Source organism: Allosphingosinicella indica, from assembly GCF_900177405.1.
Taxonomy (GTDB): domain Bacteria; phylum Pseudomonadota; class Alphaproteobacteria; order Sphingomonadales; family Sphingomonadaceae; genus Allosphingosinicella; species Allosphingosinicella indica.
Genome location: NZ_LT840185.1, coordinates 96706 through 112816 on the forward strand (window position 1 = coordinate 96706; position 16111 = coordinate 112816).

Annotated in this window: 23 protein-coding genes; 20 read left to right on the top strand and 3 right to left on the bottom strand. The window is 66.6% G+C overall.

All coding sequences use genetic code 11. The features are described 5' to 3' along the window. Positions 1-7 precede the first annotated feature (7 nt). The gene (locus B9N75_RS00470) at positions 8-616 is read right to left on the bottom strand and encodes an acyl-homoserine-lactone synthase (protein WP_085217020.1); all 609 of its coding nucleotides are present in this window, start codon (positions 614-616) and stop codon (positions 8-10) included. 76 nt (positions 617-692) lie between these two features. Next, positions 693-1481 (bottom strand): LuxR family transcriptional regulator, encoded by a 789-nt coding sequence (locus B9N75_RS00475; RefSeq protein WP_425292402.1) that lies wholly within the window; start codon positions 1479-1481, stop codon positions 693-695. Between the two features lie 234 nt (positions 1482-1715). Between B9N75_RS00475 and B9N75_RS00480 the strand changes: the two genes are divergently transcribed. The 10 genes from B9N75_RS00480 to B9N75_RS14385 all read left to right on the top strand — a co-directional run bounded on the left by B9N75_RS00480 (position 1716) and on the right by B9N75_RS14385 (position 7080). Then, positions 1716-2498 (top strand): helix-turn-helix transcriptional regulator, encoded by a 783-nt coding sequence (locus tag B9N75_RS00480; protein ID WP_085217022.1) that lies wholly within the window; start codon positions 1716-1718, stop codon positions 2496-2498. A gap of 99 nt (positions 2499-2597) precedes the next feature. After that, complete coding sequence (locus B9N75_RS00485; RefSeq protein ID WP_085217023.1) at positions 2598-3332, top strand: DNA -binding domain-containing protein; 735 nt, start codon at positions 2598-2600, stop codon at positions 3330-3332. Between the two features lie 110 nt (positions 3333-3442). Further along, positions 3443-3976, top strand: coding sequence for a helix-turn-helix domain-containing protein (locus tag B9N75_RS00490; protein WP_157123618.1), 534 nt, complete (start codon positions 3443-3445; stop codon positions 3974-3976). 55 nt (positions 3977-4031) lie between these two features. Continuing rightward, positions 4032-4373, top strand: coding sequence for an SDR family oxidoreductase (locus tag B9N75_RS00495; RefSeq protein ID WP_085217025.1), 342 nt, complete (start codon positions 4032-4034; stop codon positions 4371-4373). 48 nt (positions 4374-4421) lie between these two features. Next, positions 4422-4826 (top strand): hypothetical protein, encoded by a 405-nt coding sequence (locus B9N75_RS14150; RefSeq protein ID WP_172840767.1) that lies wholly within the window; start codon positions 4422-4424, stop codon positions 4824-4826. Between the two features lie 119 nt (positions 4827-4945). Then, positions 4946-5404 (top strand): JAB domain-containing protein, encoded by a 459-nt coding sequence (locus tag B9N75_RS14155; protein ID WP_172840768.1) that lies wholly within the window; start codon positions 4946-4948, stop codon positions 5402-5404. A gap of 196 nt (positions 5405-5600) precedes the next feature. Then, positions 5601-6227, top strand: a complete 627-nt coding sequence (locus B9N75_RS00505) for an SOS response-associated peptidase (protein WP_085217027.1) — start codon at positions 5601-5603, stop codon at positions 6225-6227. Continuing rightward, complete coding sequence (locus tag B9N75_RS00510) at positions 6224-6421, top strand: hypothetical protein (protein WP_244552375.1); 198 nt, start codon at positions 6224-6226, stop codon at positions 6419-6421. The genes B9N75_RS00505 and B9N75_RS00510 overlap by 4 nt, the downstream gene beginning before the upstream one ends. 98 nt (positions 6422-6519) lie before the next feature. Continuing rightward, positions 6520-6780 carry a hypothetical protein gene (locus tag B9N75_RS00515; RefSeq protein WP_085219319.1) on the top strand — a complete coding sequence of 87 codons (261 nt, stop codon included), beginning with the start codon at positions 6520-6522 and terminating at the stop codon, positions 6778-6780. Positions 6781-6945: 165 nt separating this feature from the next. Further along, a complete protein-coding gene (locus B9N75_RS14385; protein WP_280173575.1) occupies positions 6946-7080 on the top strand; it encodes a hypothetical protein in 135 nt (44 codons plus the stop codon). Here the strand turns inward: B9N75_RS14385 and B9N75_RS00520 are convergent. Further along, on the bottom strand, positions 7058-7711 hold the full coding sequence (locus tag B9N75_RS00520; protein ID WP_085217029.1) for a retropepsin-like aspartic protease family protein: 654 nt from the start codon (positions 7709-7711) through the stop codon (positions 7058-7060). The genes B9N75_RS14385 and B9N75_RS00520 overlap by 23 nt on opposite strands. A gap of 99 nt (positions 7712-7810) precedes the next feature. On the opposite strand from B9N75_RS00520, the gene B9N75_RS00525 reads away from it, so the two are divergent. From B9N75_RS00525 to B9N75_RS00570, 10 genes are all read left to right on the top strand, one after another. After that, a complete protein-coding gene (locus B9N75_RS00525; RefSeq protein WP_085217030.1) occupies positions 7811-8392 on the top strand; it encodes an alpha-ketoglutarate-dependent dioxygenase AlkB in 582 nt (193 codons plus the stop codon). 136 nt (positions 8393-8528) lie between these two features. Continuing rightward, positions 8529-8837, top strand: a complete 309-nt coding sequence (locus B9N75_RS00530) for a YerC/YecD family TrpR-related protein (protein ID WP_085217031.1) — start codon at positions 8529-8531, stop codon at positions 8835-8837. Continuing rightward, on the top strand, positions 8824-9714 hold the full coding sequence (gene hisG / locus B9N75_RS00535; RefSeq protein ID WP_085217032.1) for an ATP phosphoribosyltransferase: 891 nt from the start codon (positions 8824-8826) through the stop codon (positions 9712-9714). Before B9N75_RS00530 ends, hisG begins: the two co-directional genes overlap by 14 nt. Next, positions 9711-11006 (top strand): histidinol dehydrogenase, encoded by a 1296-nt coding sequence (gene hisD, locus B9N75_RS00540; RefSeq protein WP_085217033.1) that lies wholly within the window; start codon positions 9711-9713, stop codon positions 11004-11006. Before hisG ends, hisD begins: the two co-directional genes overlap by 4 nt. Continuing rightward, positions 11003-12652, top strand: coding sequence for a histidinol-phosphate transaminase (hisC, locus tag B9N75_RS00545; RefSeq protein WP_085217034.1), 1650 nt, complete (start codon positions 11003-11005; stop codon positions 12650-12652). The genes hisD and hisC overlap by 4 nt, the downstream gene beginning before the upstream one ends. Then, positions 12652-13230 carry an imidazole glycerol phosphate synthase subunit HisH gene (gene hisH / locus B9N75_RS00550; protein ID WP_085217035.1) on the top strand — a complete coding sequence of 193 codons (579 nt, stop codon included), beginning with the start codon at positions 12652-12654 and terminating at the stop codon, positions 13228-13230. The genes hisC and hisH overlap by 1 nt, the downstream gene beginning before the upstream one ends. Next, positions 13227-13946, top strand: a complete 720-nt coding sequence (locus B9N75_RS00555) for a 1-(5-phosphoribosyl)-5-[(5-phosphoribosylamino)methylideneamino]imidazole-4-carboxamide isomerase (protein ID WP_085217036.1) — start codon at positions 13227-13229, stop codon at positions 13944-13946. The genes hisH and B9N75_RS00555 overlap by 4 nt, the downstream gene beginning before the upstream one ends. Beyond that, complete coding sequence (gene hisF / locus B9N75_RS00560) at positions 13933-14697, top strand: imidazole glycerol phosphate synthase subunit HisF (RefSeq protein WP_085217037.1); 765 nt, start codon at positions 13933-13935, stop codon at positions 14695-14697. The genes B9N75_RS00555 and hisF overlap by 14 nt, the downstream gene beginning before the upstream one ends. Then, on the top strand, positions 14673-15323 hold the full coding sequence (hisIE, locus tag B9N75_RS00565) for a bifunctional phosphoribosyl-AMP cyclohydrolase/phosphoribosyl-ATP diphosphatase HisIE (protein WP_085217038.1): 651 nt from the start codon (positions 14673-14675) through the stop codon (positions 15321-15323). The genes hisF and hisIE overlap by 25 nt, the downstream gene beginning before the upstream one ends. Continuing rightward, the gene (locus B9N75_RS00570) at positions 15320-16108 is read left to right on the top strand and encodes an inositol monophosphatase family protein (protein ID WP_172840769.1); all 789 of its coding nucleotides are present in this window, start codon (positions 15320-15322) and stop codon (positions 16106-16108) included. The genes hisIE and B9N75_RS00570 overlap by 4 nt, the downstream gene beginning before the upstream one ends. The last annotated feature ends 3 nt before the right edge of the window (positions 16109-16111 follow it).

Below are 16111 nucleotides of genomic sequence, written 5' to 3' on the forward strand. Positions count from 1 at the left end.
GTCCGCGTCACGCCGCAAGCGCGTCGGGGGCATCGTCCGACGCGATGCCGTTGGCGGCGAGCAACGCCGGGGTCTCGGCGCAGATCTCGATCTCGACCGCCGCCAGGATATGCGATCCGCACTTGGCAGGAAAGCCGAGCGGCCGGCACTGCCAGCCGAACGCGACGATCTGCTCCAGCCACCCGATCTCGGCGACACCGACATAATAGCGAATGCCGAGCTCGAGTGCGTGGTTCGCAAGCCCCGCCACCAGACAATTGCGCGCGGCGCGGCGTTGTGACGCCACCAGCGAGCGATCGAGGCAGAAACGCGTGATCTCGACGATATCCTCGCCGCGGGGCGGATCGCCGATGCAAAGCTGGGGAAACAAGCTGCCAAGGATGTGCGGCCGCGTAGTCGGCAGCAGCCGCGCTGAGGCGCGATGCCGGCCATCGTCATCGCCGACAATGACATAAGTCGCATGATCGTCGTCGAACTGATCGATCTCGTAGCGGCCGGCGATCACCGGCACGTCCCAGCCGAGCAGGTCGACGAAGACGCGCTTTCGTGCCTCGAACATGGTGTGGAGAAGAAGCCCGCCGATCGGTGCGTGCCCCCTGAGCGTCGACATGGTCATCGGCAACCTCCTTGCGGGAAGGCCGTGAGCGTCGCGCCGTCCGGGACGGCGCGCTATTCCCAGAAATGGGCATTGATTACCGGTCGAAAATGTCAGCGAACCCGATCGCGCCGTCATATAGCGCATGCGCCATCAGCTGCGATCGGCGCGACACGTCGTAGCGCTCGCGGGCGAGCTTGAGATGCCGGATGACGGTCTCGTGACTGACCCCGAGGATCTGAGCGATCTCCCAATCGGATTTGCCGCGCGCCGCCCAGAGCACGCAATCGCGTTGCCGGTCGGTCAGCATCGGGCGCTCGGCGAGGGGCCGCCGCATACAGGCGATCCGCCGCGCCGCTTCGAACGCGAAGGCCCCGACGAGTTGCGCCGCCGCAAACTGACCTGCGTCGAGCGCCTGGCCGTGCGCCGTGGCGAAGGAACAGGAACCATGCGCTTCGCCCGGCACGTGCACCGGCACCGTGAAGCCCTCGCCCACACCTCTCGCCGCGGCACGCTCGAGTATGTCCTCGTCGCGAGCGGAGAGCGGGATGAGGCGGGAGAGCTCGGACCAGGGGAAACCGACGCTCGTCATATGGGTCGCGCGATGGACCGGATCGGAAGGGCCGAGCGCATTGTCGTCGAAATAGCGCACCCAGTCAGGCGGGTAATTGTGCAACCGAACGTTTGGCGAAGCGGCGACTTTCACGTCAAGATGGTGCGTCAAGGCAAAATAGCGAAACCCCATGTCCCTCGCGATTTCCGTAAGTGCGTGGGCAAGGTCCTCATCCTTTCGCAAGGCGGCGATTTCACGCGTGAAGACGTCGATCCTGTCGAATTCCCTGAACAGCGCTCCCGTCGCCCGCGGAAAATGCGATCCAAGCCGCAAATTCCCGCAGTCGCCTTTCCATTCTGCCGCGCTTCGCCGTGTCTCAAACGGCCCCGTCGACGCCTGAAAAGGCTAACCTACCAGAAAAATTAAATATTTATAGCGAGTATCACGTTTATAGCGTTCGCGTTACTTTGGAGAGCATAGTTCGATCTACCCAAAGCATCGCCTTTCATAGGGAATATTTATGAATCCGTATCGGACATATATCGATTACTATACTGCAAGGCACAAATGGCATGCCGCCGGGCACGCAACTGTTCCGCGCGAATGTCCACTCGAAACGCCCGCCTGACCGATCGCTTTGCGGCCCGCGCCGGGCGCTGCGACAGTTTTCGAAGTCTTGGCCGGCTGCTGGGCGCGGCTACGTCCAAACTCGGTTTCCGATACTTTGCGCTCCTCCATCATGCTGCCAGCCGCGAGGACCGTCCGGGACTGATACGATTGCACACCTACCCCGAAGACTGGCTTCAGGAGCTCGAGCGGCTCGCCGTCCGTGGCGACCCGATCCACCGCGCCTGTGCGCGGACGCCCTGTGCTTTCTCATGGGGAAGCGTCGCGCGCCTAGTGGCGATGACCGATGCGGACCGCCGCCTGCTCGCCCGAGGGCGCGCGTTCGGGATGCAGAATGGCATCACCGTTCCACTTCACGCGGCTGGTGAGCCGGTCGCCTCATGCAGTTTCGTCGGCGCGCGCGGTGTGATGCTCGAAGCCCATCATCGGCATGCGGCGCAAAGTATCGCGGTCCACGCCTTCGGCGCAGCGCTCCGGCTGCTCGACCGGACTGCCCCGCCGCGGCTTTCGCGCCGCGAACGGCAATGCGTGCGGCTGATTGCGGAGGGTAAATCGGACTGGGAGATCGGCGTGATCCTCGGGCTGAGCGCCGAGACCGTGCATGGCTATGTGAAGCGCGCGCGCGCAGCCTACGACGTCGCGACCAGGGCGCAGCTTGTCGTCTGCGCGCTGCGCGACCATGTCATTCCCTTCCCGCAGCAATCCCCCCGAATGGGCGGATAGTCCCATAGTGCCAGCCGCCGCCATCCTTCGTCACGGAAGGAGCGGGATGCGATGGCGAATATGGTGGATCCCGCGTCCCGCTAGGCCGGGCGGTCGGCGATGCCGCCCACTGCGCCTTGCTGGCAGGATGCGGACGCCTATGCCCATCTCCTCGGAGCCGGCCGCTCCGTCTTCGCCTGGGAGGGTCTCCGCCGCAACGCCGCCTATCGCGCTGAGTTCGAAGCCGGGGCGAGCGGCATGGCAGAACGATGGGGGCTGGTTTGCCCGGCGCCGCCATCGCTCGCCTTTCAAGCCGCGGCGCCGCTCTGGAGGCGCGAGGCCCATCCGCACGTTCTCGAAGCAACCGTCCTCCCCGCTTGCGATGATCCCAGCGATCATATCGCGCCAGCACTCTGGTCGGGCGCTGCCGCGGTTCATGCCAGCCACGGCGTTCGCCATATTCTTTTCACCGACGGCCTCCACGCGCTTCGGCTCGACCTCAGCGCGTCCCGCGCCGGACCATGGCCCGTCAGGATCGGCTATCGCATCGCCGGGCTCACGAGCGCGAAAGCGCCGCTTGCGACGCTCCAGCGCTGGCTTCGCTTCGCCAGCACCGGCACATTCACCGGCGCGTTATTTCCGGCGGAAGCCCGCGCCAGAAGATGGGTACTCCTGCTCAGGGCTCATGACGCGCTCGCTTTCGGTGCCACCCAGCGCCAGATCGCCCAGCATCTGATCGCGCGCGTGGCGCCTTCGAACTGGCGCACTGAGGATCCTGCCCTGCGCCTCCGCGCCCAGCGGCTGGCGCGCGATGCACGCGACTTCGTGCGGACGGGATGGCGCCGGCTTCTGTGAGCTAGCCTTGGGCGCCCGCGCAGCGCATGATTGCCCCGCATGACTCGGAGGCTCATCGCACGTCGGCATCTGTGCACGGAGGCCCACGTCGGACCGCCGAGACCGATGCCATGACATCGGACGTGGATCGCATCCGCCGCCTCACCGACGCGCAGCGCGAGGTGCTGCGCCGCTTCCGCACCCGCAAGTCCGCCAAGGAAATCGCGCGCGAGATCGGCATCAGCCATTTCGCGGTCAACGAACGCCTGCGCGCCGCGCGCCGCGTGCTCGGCGTTGCGACCAGCATCGAAGCAGCGCGGCTGCTCGAAGAGCTGGAAGACTATGCCGACTACAAGCGCGTTGTATGCGACCCGCCGCCGCTTGCCCCGGACGGCGCGCCTCCCGCATTCCCAAGGCGGGAGGAACGGGTCGGCGCGCCATGGGAGGTGAGAGAAGAAAGGGCGCCGTATCGACTTGCGCGAGGCGACAGGCAACGCTGGCCGCTGCCGAGCTGGCCAGGCGAGCCGAACCGGTTGAGCGCAAGGGCGAGGCTGATGTGGATCGGCGCGATCGCGGTCGGACTGGCAGCGGCACTTGGCGCCCTGGTGTCCATCGCGTGGGGGATCGTGCGCATCGTCGGTCATCTTCTGCGCGCCGCCGGCTGAGCTTCCCGCAACACCATCAACAAGGCGTCGGCGCGCCGGCGCAAGGGAGAAACGCATGTCCAATGCCATCATAGCTTCCGCGCGGCGGATCGCCGAGGAAATCAAATCGACCGAAGGCCTCTCCGACGCGGCGCTCGCCGCAAAGGCGCGGCTGACGGCCGAATTGCTCGAAAGCCGCGTCGCGGCCGGCGTGCCGGCACGCACCGGCCGGGACGCGGTCGGCAAGCTCATCGAAGCTATCGCCTGCTCCGCTCGAGCGCGCGAACTGGTCATCGATGCCCATGAGGGTCTGGCCGGGCTCGATCTGCGCGAACTTGCTGCCGGCGACCTTTCCGAATGCCCCGATTCCTGGAAGATCCTCGGGCCAAGATTGGCCAGCGACAGCGAGGCCGCTTGAGCGGTATTGACGGGATGAGACCGGCAATGCTTGCCTCGCTTGGTGCGGATGGTGATCTTTCTCGTGCTGCTCCTCGCCTGCTGCGGTTATGCGCTGGCGCGCGGCGCCCGCGAAGAACGCGCCGCGGCGCTGATCATGTTCACCGGTTGCGTCGCGACCTGGGCGGTCAATTCGCCGCTGGCCACGCGCTATGCCGCGGTCGAGCCGGCGATCCTCGCCGTCGATCTCGCCATGTTCGCGCTGTTCGTTGCGGTCGCCCTGCGCAGTGAACGCTACTGGCCGCTATGGCTGAGCGCCCTGCAATTGCTCGCCGTCCTCGCGCACGGCGCGCGCTTCGCGGACCCCGATATGATGCGCAACGGTTATGGCTTCGTCATGGCAGTCTGGAGCTATCCGCAGCTTGTCCTGATTGCGATCGTGACGCGGATCGGGCGGAAGCGGCCCGTCTTCTGACCTGCCTGCTGGCGCCTGCAGCCCGATCCGAAGCGTCGAAGCTTGCGCATGATCTCCTCCGCCGCTTCGGATCGCTGGGAGCAACGCTCGCCGCCTCGGCTCATGCGCGCGCAGCGGTCGTGACCGAAGGCCGTGCGCAGGACGTTCTCGACCTCTGCGCCACGATCCATCGCCATGCCCTCCGGCATGAGGCACTCTCCCGCCCGATCATCGGCAGCAGCGAGGCGCTCGCCCAATATCTGAAGCTCGAAGCCGGCTTTCGAACGGTCGAGACGCTTTGCGTCCTATTTCTCGCGGCCGACAACCGGCTGATCGACGAGGGCGTCATTGCGTGGGGCGCGGTAGATAGCGCCCACCTTCCGATCCGTGCGATCCTGCAGCGCGCCCTCGACTGCGCTGCCACCGGATTGATCCTCGTTCACAATCATCCGAGTGGCGATCCGGAGCCCAGCCGCGCCGACATCGAAGCGACCTGCGCACTCGTGGAGGCGGCGCGAACGTTCGACCTGCGCCTCGTCGATCACGTCATCGTCGCGCGCGCGGGCTGGACGAGTCTGAGAGCGCGGGGACTGTGCTGACGCGGCGACAGGTTCGAAGCCGTGCGCGGATATCCGAATCCACGATGTCTACGTCGCTCTGATCGCAAAGCGATCGAGCCGACCCGTACCGCGGTCTATCACCGCGACGGAGTCTTCGCGACATCCTAGATCGCTGATTGCAGCATAGCGCGCATTCGCGGCTTTGAATTTCGGAACCCGCGATTAAGCTTGCGCCATGTGCAATCTCTACACTGTCCGGAAAAGCGCCGCTGAAATCGCCCTTCATTTCGGCGTTCCCGATCCGGTCGCAAGCAACGCGGGACCGGACGTATATCCGGGCCAGCCTGGACTCGTCGTGCGCGGCGAAGGCGACAGTCGTCGCCTTCAATCGATGATCTGGGGCTTTCCGCTCCGGCTCAAGACGATGAAGCCCGGTTCACAGCCAAAGCCGGTCAACAATATTGCCGACCTCAACAAGGCGATGTGGATCGGCTTCGCGCGTAAGCCGCAATGGCGCTGTATCATTCCCGTCACTGAATTCGCCGAGGCGGAAGGCGTGAAGGGGAGCAAGACGAGGACGTGGTTCAGCGTGCAGGATGAGCCCCTGTTCGGCTGGGCGGGCCTGTGGCGCGACAGTGCCGAGTGGGGCTCGGTTTATTCCGGTGTCATGACCGACTGCAACGACGCCATCCGCCCCGTGCATGACCGCATGCCGGTCCTGTTGCGCCGGGACGAATATGATGCCTGGCTTCGCGGCAGCTTCCAGGACGTGCTCGCCTTCCAGGCGCGTTGCTTCCCGGCTGAAAGCATCATCATGCGCCGAACGAGCGATCCATGGGTCACACGGCGCGCAACCGCGTGAGCCGTCTTTCGGACTGGGAGCTCTGGGCGTGTGCGCATCACATGGTGGAGCGGCACGGCGAGGATGCCCTCTGTCAGGCGGCACAAAGGGCCGACGCGCTTTTGAACCGCGGCGACACCGGCGGTTACCGGACCTGGTGCAACATCATGGCCAAGGCGGAAGAGCTGCTGGCGCCCCCCGGACCGGCGCATTGAGCGACCACAAGTCGGGAGCGGTGACACGCGTTGGACACGAAGGTCATCCCGTCACGCCCGATGGCCGTTACTTCGTCGTGCGCGGCCGGCTCTGGCGGATGTCCGACCCGTCGCTTACCGAAGACCGTCGCGCGACACTCGTGGCGAAACTCATGGAGGCCCGACGCGCAGTCGGCGCCGCACGGCGCAACGGCGATCCGGAGCAGGAGCGCACGGCGCGCGCGGCGGTCGACGAGGCCAAGATTTCATTGGGAGAGCGCGGTCCTGTCTGGTGGAGCGACGGCGCTCCCGACCTCAATCGAAGGCTGATCGGGGGCACGCCTTATGCGGACTGGTACGCCGGCCATCGCGACGGCTAGCGCCGTTGGTCGCTGGCGGCAGGCAACGAGCCACGCAGGCGGCTCGAGCACACCGACCCCTCTATCTGCGGCTGACCGGAAGTCGCCCCACTGCCGCAATTCTGGCTCCGGCCGCTTCCATTCTTGAGGCTTGCACGAACCGTGGTTCGCGCAGATCATCGAAAAATGCCCTTCCGCGATCCCGAGCCTGAACGCTCTTCCCTCGGCATCCGGGTCGAAGCAGCCCTCCTGTCGCTGGCAGTCGTCGGCTCGATCGTCTCCGGGATCGTAATGCTGATCATGCGCCTGATCGGGCGCTGAAAGGCACGGCGTTGCTATCGGCCGTCCCGTTCGAGCCCGTCAGGATCAGCACCGAATTTTCGACCCGCCAGCCGGCAAGACGCGACAGGAAATTCATGCCGAGGACGTCGAAGTCACCGAGCGCCGGGCTGATGACGACCTTGAGGTTGCGCGCTTCGATCGGGCCGAGCTGCATCCGCGACAGGGTTGCGGTCCGAACCGTGACGAGGCCTCCTGCGGTTTGCATCACCACAGGCAGCAGCCCGGCATCGGGCTCAAGTGCCATGGCGCGTGCGGTCGCTTCCGAAAGCGCGGTTACGGTGGCACCGCTGTCGATCAGCATGCGCCGCTCGACGCCGTCGAGCGACACGTTCGCCCAATAGTGGCCGTCCCCGGACAAGGGGATCCGAACCTCTCCGCCCTCGACTTGCTGCCGGTCGAGGCCGAACGGCGCCGTCAGCCTGGAGAGATTGGCATCGAAGGGCGCCTGTTGGAGCAGGAGAAACAGGCATAGACCGAGCAGCGCCAGCGAAAACAGCGATCGCAGCAAGCCTCCGATGAAGGGAAGCCGGAACAGGAGGGCCAGCAACAATGCGCCGACCACCGCATAAAGAGCCAGCGGCTGCCATTCCGCGCTCACGTCCCATGTCATGCCGCTTCAACGTCCCGTCGCGGCGATCCGATGCACGCGTCCCTATCGGTTCGAGGCCGCCTGGCTTGGACTTTGGAGAGACCGCACCATCTCGGCAACATGTCCGCGCAACAGTCCGACCTTTTCGGGAGCACCTTCCCCAACGGCTTCCAGCTGTGGGAAGGCTTGATCCAGGAAGGCGAAGAAGAGGCGCTCAAGCGCGAGATCGACGCGAGCGGCTTGGCACCGTTTCGCTTCCAGCAATGGCTCGGCAAGCGGCTTACCGCGTCTTACGGCTGGCACTATGACTTCGAGCGCCAGCGCCTCGCTCCAGCAAATCCCCTCCCGGACTGGCTGACGGCGCTCAGAATTCGCATCGCCGCTCGCGCGAAGCGGGATGCCGACGCCTTGGCGCAGGTCCTCCTCACGCGCTACGATCCGGGCGCGGGTATCGGGTGGCACCGCGACCGCCCCGACTTCGACGAGATATTCGGTGTGTCGCTCGGCGCCGAAGCGGCGCTCCGCTTCCGCCGTCGCAGCGTCCGCGGCTTCGAGCGCGCGACCGTGCCGATTCCGCCTCGCTCGCTATACTGCCTGTCCGGCCCTGTGCGAACGGAGTGGGAGCATAGCATCGCCCCGATCGCAGCCTGCCGATGGTCGATCACGTTCAGGACGCTCGCGCGCAGCCATCCTGAGACCTGACGTCGTTCGCGTCAGCCATGCCGCCGTCCGACGTGTGCCACTCCCACCTGGCTTCGCCGACGGGGCTTGCATGTGCGAAAACTCGCCTGTAACACCGTGACACCGTGTTATCGTGATGTAACAAACGAGACTGCTCGTGTCCTCTGTCAAGTCTTCGCAGGATCTTACCGACGATCTGTGCGACGCCCTGCTCACCCCGGCGGACCGGGAAGCGATGCTGCGGCTGCTGCGCGACCTTTGTACGCCAGCGGAGGTGCACAGCCTGGCCGAGCGTTGGCATGTCGCGCGACTGCTCACCACAGGCATGTCCTACCGGGAAATCCATGAGGCTACTGGTGTCAGCACAACCACGGTCGTTCGCGTGGCCCGGTTCCTCAACCAGGAGCCCCACCAGGGCTATCGCGATGCCATCGCCGCGCTGGAGGCCCGCGATGCGGACCGATGACAGTCGCCTGCACATCGCGATCCAGAAATCGGGCCGGCTCGCCGAGCAGAGTCGCCGGCTGCTGCGCGACGCGGGGCTCCGCCTGCAGGAGGGTAAGAACGCCCTCACCGCGCGGATCGAGAATTTTCCGGCCGACCTTATGTATGTCCGAGACGATGACATCCCGACCTTCGTCGCCGACGGGGTTTGCGAGCTCGGGATCGTGGGCAGCAATGTTTTGCGCGAGTTCGAGCTCGCCGAGCGCGACAGCCGGTACGAGATCCTCTCGCCGCTGGGCTTCGGACGCTGCGCGCTCAAGCTTGCGGCCGCGGCTACAAGCGACTGGCACGGCCTCGCCGACCTAGGCGAAGCCCGCATCGCCACGTCCTATCCCCACATCGTGCGCGATTTCCTCGAGCAGCGGCAGATCGCCGCCACCGTGGTCACCATGAACGGCGCGGTCGAACTCGCACCGCGTCTCGGCATCGCGCCGTTCATCTGCGATCTCGTCTCGACCGGCGCGACGCTCGAGGCGAACGGGCTTCGGCCGCTCGAGACATTGTTCGAAAGCGAAGCGGTACTGGTCCGCACCCGCGGCGCGCTCGATGAAGCGCGGCAAGAGACCATGAACGGCCTCGTCCGCCGCATCGGCGGCGTCCTCGCCACCAAGGAGTCCAAATATATCATGCTCAACGCGCCGGAAGCGGCGCTGCCGGCGATCAGCGCGCTGCTTCCCGGCGCCGAGGCACCCACCATCCTTCCGCTTCATGCGCGGCCGGGCCAATTCGCGGTGCATGCGGTCTGCCAGGAGTCGGTCTTCTGGGAGACGCTCCACAAGCTGAAGGCCAATGGCGCATCGGCCATTCTCGTCCTTCCCATCGAGAAGATGATGCTGTGAAGATCCTGGACTGGGAGAGGTTGGACGCGGCGGACCGCGCCGCCGCGCTGGTGCGGCCGGCCCAGCGCAGCAAGGCTGGACTGCGTGACGCCGTGCGATCGATCGTCGAGGATGTCCGCGACGGAGGATGGGACGCGCTGGCCGAGATCGCCATCCGCATCGACGAGACGCCTCCGCAGCGGCTTGCCGTCGGACCCGCGGCGGAAGCCGCCCGCCGCGAGCTGGCCGACAAGGATCAAGCCGCGATCGCGCTCGCCGCTCGCAACATCGCCGCCTTTCATGATGCCTGCCGGCCGCGCGACGTGACCGTCGAAACGATGCCCGGCCTCAATGTCGCCAAGGTCTGGCGCCCGATCGAGCGCATCGGTCTCTACATCCCGGGCGGAGCGACACCGCTCTTCTCGACACTGCTCATGCTGGCGCTTCCAGCGCGCGCGGCAGGCGTGCCCGAGCTCGTCGTCGTGGCGCCGCCGGCTACAGGCGGCCTCGATCCCGCGATCGCCCTTGCCGCAGAGTATTGCGGCATCGACGCGATCTGGACGGTGGGCGGCGCTCAGGCGATCGCAGCGCTCGCCTTCGGCGCTGGCGACATCCCGCGGGTCGACAAGATCTGTGGCCCCGGAAACGCATGGGTCGCCGCGGCGAAGGCGCTGGTGGCGAGCATGGCCGGAGGCCCGGCGATCGACCTTCCGGCAGGCCCGAGCGAATTGCTGGTCATCGCCGATGCCGGCGCCGACCCCGCGACGATCGCCGCCGACCTACTGAGCCAGGCCGAGCATGATGCCGCGGCGCAAGTGCTCCTGGCCACCGATAGCGCGGATGTCGCGGCGCGCGTCGCAGCCGAACTGGAGCGCCAGCTGCCCTTGCTGCCGCGCGTGGAGACGGCCCGAAGCGCCCTTCGCAACGGGCGCATCCTCCTGACGCGCGATCTCGACGAGGCCGTCACTATCGCCAATCTCTATGCGCCCGAGCATCTCGCGCTTGCCGTGGCCGATCCCGCGCCGTTGCTCGAACGGGTGCGCAACGCCGGAGCGGTCTTCGTCGGGCGCCATGCCGCCGAGACGTTCGGCGACTATCTCGCCGGCTCGAGCCATGTCCTTCCGACCGACGGCGCCGCGCGCGCCTGGAGCGGCATATCGGTGCACAGCTTCCTGAAGGCGATTACGGTCCAGTCGATCGATGCCGCCGCCGCCGCCGCGATCGCCGCGCCTGCCGCGGCGCTGGCCCGGCTGGAAGGTCTCGAAGCCCATGCGCGCGCCGCCGAGGCGCGCGCCGAACAGGTGGCGGCATGACCTGCCTCGCCGAACGGCTCGCGCGGCCAGAAATCGTTGCGCTGGGGGATTTCGACATCCCGCCGCGCGCAGTGCCGGGCGACACGATCAAGCTCGATGCTAATGAAAATCCCTTCGAGCCGCTGGGACCCGCTGCGCTCGCCGCCAGCGTCAACCGCTATCCCGAGCCGCAGCCCGCCCGGCTGAAGGCCATGCTGGCGAGCCTCTATGGCGTCGATCCCGACGCGCTCGTCGTCACGCGCGGCGCTGACGATGCGATCGACATGCTGATCCGCGCCTTCTGCCGTCCGGGAGATGATGCGATCCTGATCGCGCCGCCGACCTTCACGGCCTATGCGCATTTCGCCCGGCTCCAGGGCGCCCGCGTCGTCGAGCATTACCTTGGCCCCGACTTCGCGCTGGATGCGCAAGGCTTCGTCGCTGCCGCACGCGCGACGCCTAGCCTCAAACTCGCCTTCCTCTGCTCGCCCGACAATCCGACCGGCGGAATCGTCGCTGCCGACACCCTGTGCGCGATCGCGGACGCGCTCCCCGAGACGATTCTCGTCGTCGACGAGGCCTATATCGAATTCTCCTGTGCCGAGAGCGTCGCGCGCGAGGCTGTCCGCCGGCCCAATCTCGTTGTGCTACGGACCCTGTCCAAGGCCTTTGGCCTCGCCGGGGCACGGATCGGAGCTGCGATCGGAAGCCGGGCGTTGATCGCGCTCGCCGCACGCGCCTTGCCGCCCTATCCGCTGTCGAGCCTTTCCATCGCCGCTGCGCTCGACGCGCTCGCGCCGGAACGGCGCAGACTCCATGCCGATCGCATCGCGCGCATCATCGCAGAACGCGCGCGCATGGCTGAGCGGCTGCGTCGCGCCTCCGGCCTCGACCGGGTTCGCGACGGCGGCGGCAATTTCCTGTTTCTCGAGGCGAAGGATCCCGCGAAGCTCAGGGAAAGTTTCGCTGCTGCCGGCATCCTTGCCCGCTTCCGCGAAACGGCGGCACCCGGCGGTGTCCGCCTGACGATCGGCACGCGCGCGGAGAATGACGCGGTGCTCGCCGCGCTGGGCATCGGCGACAGTCCGGTCGGATCGCGGCGCGCCGACATCGCGCGCGACACCAACGAAACCCGCATTGCCGTCGCAATCGACCTGGATGCTGCCGCGCCGCGCCGCATCGACACCGGCGTCCCCTTCTTCGACCATATGCTCGACCAGGTCGCAGCCCATGGCGGCTTCTCGCTGCTGCTGACCTGCACGGGCGATCTTCACGTCGATGCGCATCACTGCATCGAGGATTGCGCGATCGCATTCGGATCGGCGCTGTCCAAGGCGCTGGGCGACCGGAGCGGTATCGGCCGCTACGGCTTCTCGTTGCCGATGGACGAAGCGCGCGCCGAAATTCTGCTCGACCTGTCCGGCCGGCCGTACAGCCTGTTCGAGGGCAGCTTCGCCGCGACGCATATCGGCGCCTATCCGACGATGATGACCGCGCATGTCTTTCGCTCGTTCGCCGATGCGCTCCGCGCGACGGTCCATGTGCGCGTCGCGGGAGAGGACGACCATCACAAGACCGAAGCCTGTTTCAAGGCGCTCGGCCGGGCGCTGCGCCAGGCGATCCGCCGCGAGGCGGGAGGCGTCCCCAGCACCAAGGGCCTCCTGTGATGCTTGCGATCGTCGATCTCGGCTGCGGCAACCTCGGGTCCGTCCGCGCCGGCTTCGAGCGTCTCGGCCTGGCGCCGGTTACGACCTGCGATCCGGGCGCGATCGCGGCCGCCGACCGCATCGTGTTGCCCGGGGTGGGCGCCGCCGGCTACGCCATGGCACGCATCCATGCGCTGGGACTGGCGGAAGTGATCCAACAGTTACGCCAGCCACTGCTCGGCATCTGCCTCGGCATGCAATTGCTCTTCGAGCGAAGCGAGGAAGGCGGCACCGCCTGTCTCGGCATCCTGCCCGGCACCGTGCGCGCATTGAAGAGCGCGCGCGGCCTGCCGGTCCCGCACATGGGTTGGAACAGCCTTGCGCGCGCCGAGTCCGGCTTCGGCCTCGATGCAGGCGACCATCTCTATTTCGCGCACAGTTTCGCCTGCGACGCCAGCGCCGCGACGACGGCAGAGGTCGTTTATGGCCGGACGATCGCCGCGCTCGTCGCCAGCAACAATGTCTGGGGCGCGCAATTCCATCCCGAGCGTTCGGCGGAGCCGGGCGCCCGCTTCCTCAAGGCCTGGTTGTCGCAATGATCCTCTATCCTGCGATGGACCTGATGCGCGGCGAAGTGGTGCGCCTGAAGCAGGGCCGCTTCGACGATGCGACATCCTATTCGGCCGATCCGGCCGCAGCGCTCGCGGCCTTCGCGGCGGCGGGCGCCACATGGGCGCACGTCGTCGATCTCGACGGCGCCCATGCCGGCACGACGGTCCAGCATCAGGCAATCATGCGCCTGGTCCGGTCCGGCGCGTCGCTCGCTCTTCAGGTCGGCGGCGGCATCCGCCGCCGCGACGAGGTCGCACGCCTGCTCGATGCCGGAGTGGCACGGGTGGTCGTCGGAAGCCTGGCGGCAGACGATCCGCGCCGCGTACGCGGCTGGCTCGAGGAATTCGGCACCGAGCAGCTGGCGCTCGCGCTCGACGTCTCGCTTGTCCGCGGCAATCCCGTCGTGATGACCGCTGGCTGGACGAAAAGTGCCGCCCGTTCGCTTTGGGAGGTCGCCGCGGAATTTCCGCCCGACGTGCATCTTCTCGTCACCGACATCGGCCGGGACGGCATGCTTGAGGGCCCCAATCTCACATTGCTCGACGACGTCGCAGAGCGGTTACCGGAAGCGCGGGTGCAGGCGTCCGGCGGCGTCTCTTCGCTCGACGATCTGCGACGTCTGTCGAGCGCCGGGGTGATCGTAGGCCGCGCCCTTTGGGAAGGACGCTTCTCGCTCGAAGAGGCGCTCGATGCTGTCGCATAGGATCATTCCCTGTCTAGACGTGCGCAACGGCCGGGTCGTCAAAGGCGTCCGCTTCCGCGATCACCGGGATGCTGGCGATATCCTCACGCTTGCAGCGCGCTATCGCGACGCGGGCGCGGACGAGCTGGTCTTCTACGACATCACCGCGAGCCCAGATGGACGCAAGCTGGACGCGGGATGGATCCGCGCCATCGCGCGCATGCTCGACATACCCTTTGCCGTCGCCGGCGGAATACGCACCCGCGACGATGCCGCAGCCTGTCTCGATGCCGGCGCGGACAAAGTGTCGATCAATTCTCCGGCGCTGGAGCGGCCCTCGCTGATCGACGAACTAGCCCGCGATTTCGGGCGTCAGTGCGTGGTGGTCGGCATTGACAGTTTGGCGACACCGGATGGGCGGCGCGTTCGACAGTATAGCGGCTCCGAGACGCGTGAGCGCGACGGCGGCCGGGAGACGCTCGACTGGGCGAGAGAGGCAAGTACGCGCGGTGCGGGGGAAATCGTGCTCAACTGCATGCAGCGCGACGGCGTCCGCCAAGGCTATGATATCGACCATAGCCGCGAGGTGGTCGAGGCGGTCGATATCCCGGTCATCGCCTCTGGCGGCGCGGGACGTCCCGATCACTTCCGCGACGTACTCATGGCCGGCGCCAGCGGCGCGCTTGCCGCGAGCGTCTTTCATGACGGGTCGATCATGATCCCAAATCTCAAGGAGTATCTCGCGTCATGCGGTCTCCCGATGCGCCGCTAGACCGGGGCGCGGTCGCCGCGCTCGACTGGAAAAAGATGGACGGGCTATTGCCGGCGACAGTCCAGGATCGCGGCTCGCGCCGCGTGCTGATGACGGGCTATATGAACCGCGCAGCCCTCGAGGCGACGATCGCCACTCGTGAGGTCACCTTCTGGAGCCGCTCCAAGGCTCGACTTTGGAAGAAGGGTGAGACTAGCGGCAATATCCTCTCCGGGGCCGACGTCTATTGCGATTGCGACGGCGATGCCTTGCTGGTGTTGGCGACGCCGGCCGGGCCGGTCTGCCACGAAGGCACGGCGAGCTGTTTCGCAGCGGCTCCCCATGCCGGTCCGGGCTGGCTCGCTGATCTGGCCCGCATCATTGCTGCGCGAGGACGCGTCGCCGGGTCGGAGAGTTACACGGCGCGGTTGCTCGCCGCCGGCCCGCAACGCATTGCCCAGAAGGTCGGCGAGGAGGGTGTCGAGCTCGCGCTCGCGGGTGCAGCGGGCACGGCCGCGGAGTGTGTGAGCGAAGCGGCAGACCTTCTATATCATGTCGCCGTCCTTCTCGAAGCACGCAACATTGGCTGGGACGATGTGGTGCACGAACTGCAGATCCGCCATGCTAAGAAAAGCCAATCGAAGTGACCGACCTTCGTGAGTTCGCCGCTTTTGCGGAGCGGCTGGCGGACGTCGGGCGGCGCAGCGCGCTCCACTGGCGCGAGCAGGCTTTGGAGACGCGCGACAAGCGGGCCGACGGCGCCTTCGATCCTGTCACCCGCGCCGACCGGGAAACGGAGGCCGCGATGCGCGCCTATATAGAGCGGCATTATCCCGACCATGGAATTAACGGGGAGGAAATGGGCGCCGTGGCCGGAAGCAGCCCCTACGGCTGGAGCCTCGACCCGATCGACGGTACACGATCGTTTCTCTGCAATCTCCCCTCCTGGAGCATTCTCGTCGCTCTGCTCGAGCAGGAACAGCCGGTCCTTGGCGTCATCGACATTCCGATGCTTGGCGAGCGGCTCATCGGCTGGGCCAGCCATTGCTGGCGACAGAAGGGCGAACAGCGCGCGATCGCGAAGGCCAGTGGTTGCCGCACCCTCGAGCAGGCGCGCATTTCAACCACGGATCCCTATCTTTTCTCGGATCAAGAACGAAATGCGTTCGATCGCGTGCGCAGGGCAGCGCTGTTGACCCGCTTCGGACACGACGGCTTCGCCTACGCTCGCCTTGCGACCGGCGACATCGATCTCGTCCTCGAATCTGGTCTCGAACCACATGACCGAAACGCTCTAATCCCCGTCGTACGCGCGGCTGGGGGAGCGGTCAGCAACTGGCGGGGCGAGCATGATTTTGCTGATGGCTGCTTGGTGGCCGCGGCATCCGGTGAGCTTCTGCGAGCTACCGTGAAGCTCTTGCAGGAGGCCTGAAAC

Excerpts from the sequence above, each read along its gene's own strand:
- B9N75_RS00525 (WP_085217030.1), top strand. The coding sequence starts at position 7,811 with ATGTCCGCGCAACAGTCCGACCTTTTCGGGAGCACCTTCCCCAACGGC.
- B9N75_RS00470 (WP_085217020.1), bottom strand. The coding sequence starts at position 616 with ATGACCATGTCGACGCTCAGGGGGCACGCACCGATCGGCGGGCTTCTT.
- B9N75_RS14385 (WP_280173575.1), top strand. The coding sequence starts at position 6,946 with ATGCCCTTCCGCGATCCCGAGCCTGAACGCTCTTCCCTCGGCATCCGG.
- hisF (WP_085217037.1), top strand. The coding sequence starts at position 13,933 with ATGCTGTCGCATAGGATCATTCCCTGTCTAGACGTGCGCAACGGCCGG.
- B9N75_RS00515 (WP_085219319.1), top strand. The coding sequence starts at position 6,520 with ATGTCCGACCCGTCGCTTACCGAAGACCGTCGCGCGACACTCGTGGCG.
- B9N75_RS00480 (WP_085217022.1), top strand. The coding sequence starts at position 1,716 with ATGGCATGCCGCCGGGCACGCAACTGTTCCGCGCGAATGTCCACTCGA.
- B9N75_RS00520 (WP_085217029.1), bottom strand. The coding sequence starts at position 7,711 with ATGACATGGGACGTGAGCGCGGAATGGCAGCCGCTGGCTCTTTATGCG.
- B9N75_RS00505 (WP_085217027.1), top strand. The coding sequence starts at position 5,601 with ATGTGCAATCTCTACACTGTCCGGAAAAGCGCCGCTGAAATCGCCCTT.
- hisC (WP_085217034.1), top strand. The coding sequence starts at position 11,003 with ATGACCTGCCTCGCCGAACGGCTCGCGCGGCCAGAAATCGTTGCGCTG.
- B9N75_RS00490 (WP_157123618.1), top strand. The coding sequence starts at position 3,443 with ATGACATCGGACGTGGATCGCATCCGCCGCCTCACCGACGCGCAGCGC.
- hisG (WP_085217032.1), top strand. The coding sequence starts at position 8,824 with ATGCGGACCGATGACAGTCGCCTGCACATCGCGATCCAGAAATCGGGC.
- B9N75_RS14150 (WP_172840767.1), top strand. The coding sequence starts at position 4,422 with ATGGTGATCTTTCTCGTGCTGCTCCTCGCCTGCTGCGGTTATGCGCTG.
- B9N75_RS00485 (WP_085217023.1), top strand. The coding sequence starts at position 2,598 with ATGCCGCCCACTGCGCCTTGCTGGCAGGATGCGGACGCCTATGCCCAT.
- hisH (WP_085217035.1), top strand. The coding sequence starts at position 12,652 with ATGCTTGCGATCGTCGATCTCGGCTGCGGCAACCTCGGGTCCGTCCGC.
- B9N75_RS00495 (WP_085217025.1), top strand. The coding sequence starts at position 4,032 with ATGTCCAATGCCATCATAGCTTCCGCGCGGCGGATCGCCGAGGAAATC.
- B9N75_RS00555 (WP_085217036.1), top strand. The coding sequence starts at position 13,227 with ATGATCCTCTATCCTGCGATGGACCTGATGCGCGGCGAAGTGGTGCGC.
- hisIE (WP_085217038.1), top strand. The coding sequence starts at position 14,673 with ATGCGGTCTCCCGATGCGCCGCTAGACCGGGGCGCGGTCGCCGCGCTC.